The sequence below is a fragment of the Streptomyces bobili genome (genome assembly GCF_002154575.1).
GTDB lineage: Bacteria > Actinomycetota > Actinomycetes > Streptomycetales > Streptomycetaceae > Streptomyces > Streptomyces bobili.
Genome location: NZ_MUBA01000666.1, coordinates 1 through 9,109, shown reverse-complemented (window position 1 = coordinate 9,109; position 9,109 = coordinate 1). Strand labels below are relative to the sequence as shown.

Annotated in this window: 8 protein-coding genes and 1 pseudogene; 7 read left to right on the top strand and 2 right to left on the bottom strand. The window is 74.0% G+C overall.

From position 1 onward, the window contains the following. Positions 1-115: 115 nt before the first annotated feature. From BZL64_RS35865 to BZL64_RS35850, 4 genes and pseudogenes are all read left to right on the top strand, one after another. Entirely contained in the window at positions 116-1,147 is a 1,032-nt protein-coding gene (locus tag BZL64_RS35865) for a PHP domain-containing protein (protein ID WP_086773227.1), read from the top strand. 101 nt (positions 1,148-1,248) lie between these two features. Next, entirely contained in the window at positions 1,249-1,905 is a 657-nt protein-coding gene (locus BZL64_RS35860; RefSeq protein ID WP_086773226.1) for an HAD family hydrolase, read from the top strand. Then, complete coding sequence (locus tag BZL64_RS35855; RefSeq protein ID WP_086773225.1) at positions 1,902-3,080, top strand: FUSC family protein; 1,179 nt, start codon at positions 1,902-1,904, stop codon at positions 3,078-3,080. The genes BZL64_RS35860 and BZL64_RS35855 overlap by 4 nt, the downstream gene beginning before the upstream one ends. A gap of 349 nt (positions 3,081-3,429) precedes the next feature. Then, positions 3,430-4,461, top strand: a pseudogene (locus BZL64_RS35850) (SDR family oxidoreductase). Positions 4,462-4,513: 52 nt separating this feature from the next. On the opposite strand, the gene BZL64_RS35845 reads toward BZL64_RS35850, so the two are convergent. Next, positions 4,514-4,879 (bottom strand): hypothetical protein, encoded by a 366-nt coding sequence (locus BZL64_RS35845; RefSeq protein WP_086773224.1) that lies wholly within the window; start codon positions 4,877-4,879, stop codon positions 4,514-4,516. A gap of 69 nt (positions 4,880-4,948) precedes the next feature. Beyond that, positions 4,949-6,238 carry an ROK family transcriptional regulator gene (locus tag BZL64_RS35840; protein ID WP_086773223.1) on the bottom strand — a complete coding sequence of 430 codons (1,290 nt, stop codon included), beginning with the start codon at positions 6,236-6,238 and terminating at the stop codon, positions 4,949-4,951. 140 nt (positions 6,239-6,378) lie between these two features. Here BZL64_RS35840 and BZL64_RS35835 point away from each other — a divergent pair, with 140 nt between their 5' ends. From BZL64_RS35835 to BZL64_RS35825, 3 genes are all read left to right on the top strand, one after another. After that, a complete protein-coding gene (locus BZL64_RS35835; protein ID WP_086773222.1) occupies positions 6,379-6,975 on the top strand; it encodes an HD domain-containing protein in 597 nt (198 codons plus the stop codon). A 158-nt stretch (positions 6,976-7,133) separates the two neighbouring features. Next, positions 7,134-7,628 (top strand): FBP domain-containing protein, encoded by a 495-nt coding sequence (locus tag BZL64_RS35830; RefSeq protein ID WP_086773221.1) that lies wholly within the window; start codon positions 7,134-7,136, stop codon positions 7,626-7,628. Positions 7,629-7,747: 119 nt separating this feature from the next. Then, positions 7,748-9,019 (top strand): aromatic acid exporter family protein, encoded by a 1,272-nt coding sequence (locus tag BZL64_RS35825; RefSeq protein WP_086773220.1) that lies wholly within the window; start codon positions 7,748-7,750, stop codon positions 9,017-9,019. Positions 9,020-9,109: the final 90 nt, after the last annotated feature.

Below are 9,109 nucleotides of genomic sequence, written 5' to 3'. Positions count from 1 at the left end.
GGGGTCGACGTGGGGTCGACGGGACGTCGCAGTACCCGGGTGGGTGCCGGACAAACCGGCGGCGCCGTCGTGCGGGCCCGGCGCGGGTGGGGAACCCTGGAGCCAGGAGGTGGCGATGGAACCCGTCGAGGCCCTGGACCGGATCGCCTTCCTGCTGGAGCGGTCCCTGGCGCCGACCTACCGGGTGCGCGCCTTCCGTACGGCGGCCCGGGTGCTGGCGCGGCTGCCCGCCGGGCAGATCCGGGAGCGAGCGGACGCGGGGACGCTGGAGTCCCTCAAGGGGGTCGGCCCCAAGACCGCGCAGGTGGTGCGCGAGGCGCTCGCCGGAGGTGCCCCCGCCTACCTGGAGAAGCTGGAGGAAGAGGTCGGCAAGCCGCTCACCGGCGGCGGCGCGCGGCTGCGGGCACTGCTGCGCGGGGACTGCCATCTGCACTCCGACTGGTCGGACGGCGGCAGCCCCATCGAGGAGATGGGCCGGACGGCAGCGGCGCTGGGACACGAGTGGGCGGCGCTGACCGACCACTCGCCGCGCCTGACGGTCGCCCGCGGGCTGTCCCCGGACCGGTTGCGCCGGCAGCTGGACGTGGTGACGGAGCTGAACGCGACCTGGGCGCCGTTCCGGCTGCTGACCGGCATCGAGTGCGACATCCTCGACGACGGCTCCCTCGACCAGGAGCCGGAACTGCTGGAGCGGCTCGACGTGGTCGTGGTGTCCGTCCACTCCAAGCTGCGCATGGACGCCCGCGCGATGACGCGCCGCATGGTGAACGCCGTACGCGATCCGCACGCGGACGTGCTCGGCCACTGCACCGGGCGGCTGGTGACCGGGCGGGGGCGGCCGGAGTCGCTGTTCGACGCGGACGAGGTGTTCGCCGCCTGCGCCGAGTCGGGCACGGCCGTGGAGATCAACAGCCGGCCCGAGCGGCTCGACCCGCCCCGGCGGCTGCTGCGCCGGGCCGTGGAGGCGGGCGTGCTGTTCTCGGTCGACACCGACGCGCACGCGCCCGGACAACTGGACTGGCAGATCCTCGGCTGTGAGCGGGCGGAGGAGTGCGGGGTGCCGCCGGAGCGGGTGGTGACCACCTGGCCGCTGGAGGACCTGCTGGCCTGGACGCGGGAGGGCCGGGTACCGGCGGGCGTCGTGTGACGGGCATGGTGCGACGGGCGTGACGGGCGGTCGGCGTGGTACTCGGTGCGGGCCTCGCGCACAAGAGTTGCGACGCGAGCCGACGAAAGGACGGACCCCGGATGGAACGCGCCGCCGTCTTCGATGTCGACGGCACCCTCGTCGACACCAACCACCTGCACGTCGTGACCTGGTGGGAGGCCTTCCGCCAGGGGGGACACCACGTGCCCATGCACGCCGTGCACCGGGCGATCGGCCTCGGTTCCACCGACCTGATCGCCCATGTGCTGGGCGAGGACCGCGACGAGGACCAGGACTCCGCGCTGAGCGCCGCGCACAAGGCCCTGTACGGCCAGTACTTCGACCGGCTGCCCGCATTCGCGGACGCCGGCGCGCTGCTGCGACGGCTGCACGGCGACGGCCGCCGGGTGGTGCTGGCGACCTCGGCGAGCGGCGCGGAGCTGTCGGCGCTGCGGCGCGCCCTGGACGCCGACGAGGCCATCACCGCCACGGCGAGCGCGGACGACGTCGAGGAGGGAAAGCCCGCCCCTGAGCCCGTCGAACACGCCCTGGAGCTGGCCGGGGTGCCCGCCGAGCGGGCAGTGTTCGTCGGCGACACCGTGTGGGACATGCGGGCGGGCCGCCGGGCCGGCGTCCGGTGCGTGGCGCTGCTGTGCGGCGGCATCCCGCGCGCCGACCTGGAGGAGGCGGGCGCCCAAGCGGTCTACGCCGACCCGGCGGCCCTGCTGGCCGGCCTGGAGGACAGCCCGCTGGCATGAGGTTCCGCGACGGGACACGGATGACGGAGGCGGTACGGCGGGAGGCGGATGCCGTCGCCAGGGCCGCGCGGGCGGCCGGCGCCGGGCCCGGCCGGGAACGGGACCTGGTCGTGCAGTCGCTGAAGGCGGCGGGGGCGGCCCTGCTGGCCTGGCTGGTCGCGGACCGCTGGCTGGGCGATCCGATGGCCCTGATGGCGCCCTGGGTGGCACTGCTCCTCGTACAGGCCACGGTGTACGGCTCGCTGCGGCAGGCCGCCCAGCAGTGGACGGCGATCTGCGCGGGAACGCTGCTCGCCTCCGGGGCGCAGGCCGTCACCGGGGACACCCTGGGCGCCCTGGCGCTGTCCCTGCCGGCGCTGATGCTGCTGGCGAACTGGCCGCGGTTCGGCGACCAGGGCGTGTACGCGGCCACCACGGCGGTGTTCACCCTGGCCTCGGGAGCGGTGTCGGCGTCGGCGGTCGGGCACCGGGTCGGGCAGGCGGCGCTCGGAGCGGTGATCGGGGTCGCCGTCAACGCGCTGGTGCTGCCGCCGGTGCATCTGCGAGACGTACGGGAGAACCTGGTGGCGCTGGCCCGGGAGACGGGCGAGACGCTGGACGCGGTCGCGGGCGGGCTGTGGGAGGGCGAGTGGGACACGGCGACGGCCGCCCGGTGGTCGCAGGCCTCCGCCCGGCTGGAGCGGCGGCGGGAGGGGCTGCGTTCGGCCCGCGGCTGGAGCCGGGAGAGCCTGCGGCTGACCTCCGGCCCGCTGCGCGCGCTGCACCGGATCCCGCTGGACGTGCCGCCGGAGTCGGAGGACGGCCGCTGGGGCCGGGTCACCGGCCATGTCGCGGCCCTCACCCGCACGCTCGCCGTGGCGGCCGACGGCGACCGCACGCCCGCCCCGCCCGAGGCGGCGGCCCTGCGGACGTACGCCCGCCTGCTCGAACTCCTCGGCCGCACCTGCCGGGCCGAGGCGGAACGGCTCCGGGGCGCCGCGACGGACCGTCGGGAAAGGCCGACGGAGCCGACGGAACTGGAAGAACTGCGGCACCGCCTCCACGACAGCCTGCGTGACCACGCCGCACGGGGCGCGGCGCACACGGCGGTCCTGGGGACGCTGCTGCTCCAGGCGGAGAACCTCTGGGCCGAGCTCCTCCCCGCCGCCCGCGAGGCGGACCGCGGCCCCCGGTGACACAGATCACCGGGGGCCGCGGCGGAGCGGGGAACACCCACTGATGGTTCGCCGTTGAACAGACCGTGGGTGTGGATGGGACAGTGTCCCCGGGCCTCACCTTTTGCCCACAGGGACGATCGTTCGGCTGAAGCCCTGTGGAGCCTTTCGCCGAGAGGCGACCGCCATCCGCACCCACACCCGGACCGCCCCGGCCGTGATTCCCCCGTCACGGCCGGGGCTTCCTCTTTTCTCCCGCTCATACGGTGACATTCCGCACCCCCTGCGGCCCGCCCCCGGTGTTCGCGTGGCCCGCGTCGAACGGGGGTACTCGTCGCGCCCCAGCCGGTGGCGGTGAGAGGAGTCGAAGGTGAGCAGCGGGTCGGGCAAGAGGGTCGTGGTCACCGGGGCGACCGGCAATGTCGGCACGAGTGCGGTGCGGCTGCTGGCGGAGGATCCCTAGGTGGAGTCGGTGGTGGGGCTCGCCCGGCGGTTCCCTGACCGGACGCCGCCCGGCACGGAGTGGTCGACGGTCGATCTGGGGGCCGAGGAGGCCGGTCTCGCCGGTGTGTTCGAGGGCGCGGACGCGGTGGTGCATCTGGCGTGGGCGTTCCAGCCGACGCACGATCCCGCGGTGACCTGGCGGACCAATGTGCTGGGCAGCCTGCGGGTGTTCGAGGCGGTGGCGGCGGCGAACGTGCCGGCGCTGGTGCACGCCTCGTCGGTCGGGGCGTACTCGCCGGGGCCGGAGGGGGAGCGCGCTGTGGACGAGTCGTGGCCCACACACGGCTGGCCGGACGCCGCGTACTGCCGGGAGAAGGCCTACCTGGAACGGGCGCTCGACACGTTCGAGCGCGATCACCCGAGGACTCGGGTGGTGCGGATGCGGCCGGCGTTCCTGTTCAAGCGGGAGTCCGCGAGCGAGCAGCGCCGTATCTTCGGCGGCCGGTTCCTGCCGGGGCAGGTCGCCCGGCCCGAGCTGCTGCCGTTCCTGCCGGACGTGCCGGGGCTGAGGGTGCAGGCGCTGCACACCGAGGACGCGGCGCAGGCGTACCGGCTCGCCGTGCGGACCGAGGTGCGCGGGCCGTTCAACCTCGCGGCCGACCCGCCCCTCGACGCGGAGCTGCTCGCCAAGATGTTCGACGCCCGCCCGGTGCGAGTCCCCCGGACGGCGGCCCGCTCGGCGATCGCCGCCGCGTGGGGCATGCGCCTGCTGCCCGCCTCCCCGCACCTCTTCGACGCGGTCCTGCGCCTCCCGCTGATGGACTGCACCCGCGCGCGCGTCGAACTGGGCTGGCGCCCGCAGCGTACGGCGACGGAGGTGCTGGAGGAGTTCCTGCACGGGATCCGCGCCGGCGCGGGCGCCCCGACGGAGCCGATGCGCGGACGCAGGGTGGGCTGACGGGCGAAAGCGGACGGGCAGCGAGGCCGGACCGTCGGCGCCAGGGCCCGGGTCAGCCGGTCGACTCGTCGGGGGTGGGGTGAGCGGGGTTGACGGTGGCCGCGCGGGGGGCACCCTGGCGGCCCGTGCCCGCCTCGTCCGTGTCGGGGACGTCCATGTCCGGGGCGGCGTCGGCGTCGGCGTCTGCCTTTGCGCCAGCCTCTGCCTTTGCGTCTGCGTCGGACGAGTCGTCCGTGTCAGCGTCTGCGTCGGACGAGTCGTCCGTGTCAGCGGAGCCGGTGTCCTCGCCGGCGTTCTCGGCCGCCCTCGCGGGGGCGACCTCCCAGGGGTCCTCGCCCGCGTGCGCCTGCTGGTCGGGCAGGTCGCGCGGGACGGGCGTGCCGTTCTCTCCGGGTCCTTCGAGGCGATGGTCCACCACGACGTCCTCCCTTCGAGGTCGTGTCGCACGCGGTCGGACGCGAGTACCTCCGGGGTGAACGACGAAACCTCAGTGCGGGGCGCGTTCCTCCAGCGCGGTGCGCCAGGCGGGCGCCGGTCCCGCGGCGAGAGGCTCGGGGCGCCGGCCGCCGCGGGAGAAGAAGTCGGCCAGCGGAAGGATCGCGGCGCCCACGGTGACCGCGTCGGGCCCGAGCCGGCCCAGTTCGACGGTGACCTTCTCGGCCGGGTGGCGCAGCGCGTACGCGGTGGCGTGGCGGCGTACGGCGGGCAGGAAGCGGGTGCCGAGCTGGAGGCCGGCCCAGCCGCCGATGAGGATGCGCTCGGGCTGGAAGAGGTTGATCAGGTCGGAGAGGCCGGCGCCCAGGTACTCGGCGGTCTCCTCCAGGACGGCGAGGGCGACCGGGTCGGCTGCGGCGCCGTCGGCCGGGTAGGCGGCGGCGAGCATCGCGGTGAGCGCGGTCTCCTCGTCCGTGTCCCGCGGTGGTTCGCCGCCCTCCTCGCGCCAGCGGTCGAGGAGCGCCTCGGCGCCCGCGTACGCCTCCAGGCAGCCGAGCGCCCCGCAGCGGCAGCGGCGCCCGCGCACCCGCACGGTGAGGTGTCCCCACTCGACGGCCCGGCCGTTCTCCACGTCGGGGGTGACGAGGCAGGCGCCGACGCCCGAGCCGAAGAGGACGACGCAGGCGTTGCGGGCCCCTCGGCCGCCGCCGAACCACATCTCGGCCTGGCCGAGGGTCTTGGCGCCGTTGTCGATGAAGTACGGGACGCTCTCGGGGAGGGGGGAGCCCGCCCGCAGCAGTTCCTCCAGCGGGACGGCGTCCCAGCCGATCGTCTGGCCGTGCACGACGGCCCCGTGCTCGGGGCCGCGCTCGACGATGCCGGGCACGCCGATGCCGACGCCGAGCAGCCGCTCGGGGGCGATGTCCGCGGCGTCGAGCACCTGGGCGATGCCGTCGCGGATGTGGCCGACGATGCCCTCGACCTCGTACCGGCGCTGCTCCAAGGGGCGTTCGGCGCGGGCGAGTTCGGTGAGCGTGAGGTCGAACAGCTCGACACGCACGCGCGTCTCGCCGACGTCCACGCCGATCATGTGGCCGCTGGCGGGCGCGACGCGCAGCAGGGTGCGGGGGCGGCCGCCGTCGGAGTCGACGCTGCCGGCCTCCTCCACGAGCCCGTCGGCGACCAGGTCGGCGACGACATTGCTGACCGAGCCGGAGCTGAGGCCGGTGACGGGGCCCAGCTCGAAGCGGCTGAGGGGGCCGTCGAAGTAGAGCCGTTGCAGGACGGCCGTGCGGTTGGCCCGCCTGAGATCGCGTACCGTACGCCCGTTGCGCTCCGCCATGTCGGCCCCCTTAGAACCCTGCCCGACCTGCAACATACCTGTGCGGGCAGGGTCCGCGCGACATTCGTCCAACCCTTAGTTCACGATGTGAGCTAAGAGACGGGGCCAGGCCGGCCCCACCGACTGCCTACCCTGTCCCGATGACCACCGGCCCGAGCCCGCTGTCGATCGCACTGGACGAAACGTACGATCCGCCGCTACGGCCGCTGCCCGCGGCGGTGGCCGGCCTGCTGAGGGACGTGGGTGCGCCGCCCCGGCTGGTGGCCCACCTGCGGGCGGTGCACGACGTCGCCGCGCAGCTCCTCGACTGGGTCGGCGCGCACCGCCCGGAGCTGGCGGTGGACGGCGGGGCGGTGCTGTTCGGCGCGGCCACCCATGACGTGGGCAAGACCCTGCACCCCGCCGAACTGTCCGGCCCCGGCTCCCGGCACGAGGAGGCCGGCCGCGACCTCCTGCTGGCCCGCGGCATACCCCCGGACCTGGCCCGCTTCGCGGCCGGCCACGCCGGCTGGGACACGGAGACGGGCATCGAGGATCTCCTGGTGAGCCTCGCCGACAAGGCCTGGAAGAACAAACGACTGCCGGACCTGGAGGACCTGGTGGTGACCGCCCTCTCCCGAGCCGGCGGCCACCCGCCCTGGGAGGAGTTCCTGGCCCTGGACGAGTTCCTCACCCACATCGGCGAGGACGCGGACCGAAGACTGGCCTGGCAGGGGGCGCATCCGGTGCGGGGGTGACGCCGTGGAGCCGAGGAGTGCGAGGCGTGACCTGATGGTAATTGGCTGGCCCTCTCTCGACAGCACCCTCTACTCTTAGGTCATAACCTAGAGCCCCAAGGAAACGGTCGACCCGGCCGCCGAGCATCGCGGGCCGCGTGACTCAGGAGACTTCCCCGATGAGAACACTCACCGAGCAGGACATCCGTAACTCTTTCGTGAACTGCTCGAAGGGGGAGGCCAAGCGGTTGGCGGTGCCTCGGGATCTGGGGTCTCGGCCCTGGGGCGATCTGGACTTTCTGGGGTGGCGGGATCCGGGGGCGCCCGACCGGAGCTACCTGGTGACCGAGCGGGGCGGGCGACCGGTGGGGGTGACCCTGCGGTTCCCGGCCTCGCAGCGCGGCTTTCTGCATCGCAGCATGTGCTCGCTGTGCCTGACCACCCATCCCGGCGGCGGCGTCTCCCTGATGACGGCGCGCAAGGCGGGCGCGGCGGGCCGGGAGGGCAACTCCGTGGGCCTGTACATGTGCACGGACCTGGCCTGCTCGCTCTATGTGCGCGGCAGGAAGGTGCCGGAGTCGGGGAGCCGGTTCGAGGAGAGCCTCACCCTGGAGGAGCAGATCGCGCGGACGACGGGCCACCTGTCCGCCTTCGTCGACAAGCTGTTCGAGTAGGTCCGGGGCTCTCCGCTCGCGCGGACGCCTCCGTTCTGCGCCTCCATTCTGCGCCTCCGTTCGAAGTGGGTGACGGGAGAAACGTTCGAGGCAGGTGAGGAACGGGAACTGGCCAAGGGATGCGTGATGTACGTGAGCGTGCCGCACCGCTCCTGCGGTTCGTGCGGCGTCACCGGGAACCGGCGGTCGTCCAGGCCTTCCGATCCTCCGCGGCCGCGACGATCGCCTACGTCATCGCGCTGCACCTCAGCCCCGAGGCCGCCCCGCTCACGGCGCCGCTGACCGCGCTGCTGGTCGTCCAGGTCACCCTGTACGCGACGCTCACCAACGGTGTACGACGGGTCAACGCGGTGGTCGCGGGCGTGCTCGTCGCCATCGCCTTCAGTCTGCTGGTGGGCCTGACCTGGTGGAGCCTCGGGCTGCTGATCGTGGCCGCGCTGGCCGTCGGCCATCTGGTGCGGGTCGACGAGTACGTGCCCGAGGTGGCGATCAGCGCCATGCTGGTTCTGGGCGTCACCACGGTCGGGAACACGGCCTGGGCGCGCGTGCTGGAGACCCTCATCGGCGCCGTGGTCGGACTCAGCATCAACCTGTTGCTGCCGCCCCCGGTATGGGTGGAGGAGGCCGGCGAGTCCATCGAGGGACTGGCCCGGCGGGTACGGCAGCTGATGCTGCGGATCGGCGAGGAGGCCGCCGGCCGCATGCCCTCCGAGCAGGCCGCCGCCCGGCTGCACGAGGCGCGCCGGCTGGACCACGACATCGTCGAGGTGGACGCGGCGCTGCGGCAGGCGGAGGACAGCCTGCGGCTCAACCCCCGGGTGCGCGAGGGTGTGCTGCACCGGGTCGTCCTGCGCACCGGCCTGGACACCCTGGAGATCTGCACGGTCGTCCTGAGGGTCCTCGCCCGCACCCTCACCGACCTGACGAAGGAGCGCGAGCCGGCGGCGCTGTTCCCGGCGGATACCAGCGCCGCCCTGGAGCGGCTGCTGTCGGAGATCGCCGACGCCGTAGTCAGCTTCGCGGTGCTGGTCACCACGCACGTCAGTGAGAACGCCGAGTCCGCCGAGGAACGCCTCACCTCCCAGCTGGGGCAGGCCGCGGCCACCCGCGACAAACTCGCCCAGCTGCTGCTGGAGCAGCTCCAGCACGACGCCCGCCAGTGGCAGCTGCACGGCGCGGTGCTGACCGAGGTCAACCGCATGCTCGACGAGCTGGACACCGAGCATCGCTCGCGCCGTCTTCTGGAGGAGCTGGACCGGGCCACACGGGAGCAGGGCGACCGGCTGCCCTGGCTGCCGCGGCTGCGCGAGAGCATCCACCGGCGGCTGCGGGTCCCCGACCGGCTGCGGCGGAACCGGCGGGGCGCCGGCAAGCGCCGTTCACGAGACTGAGGGGCGGCGGTTCCGGGTCGGGCCCCACCGTCGGCCTCGCGTCCGGCCTCGCGTTCGGTTTTGCGTCCGGCCTCGCGTTCGGTTTTGCGT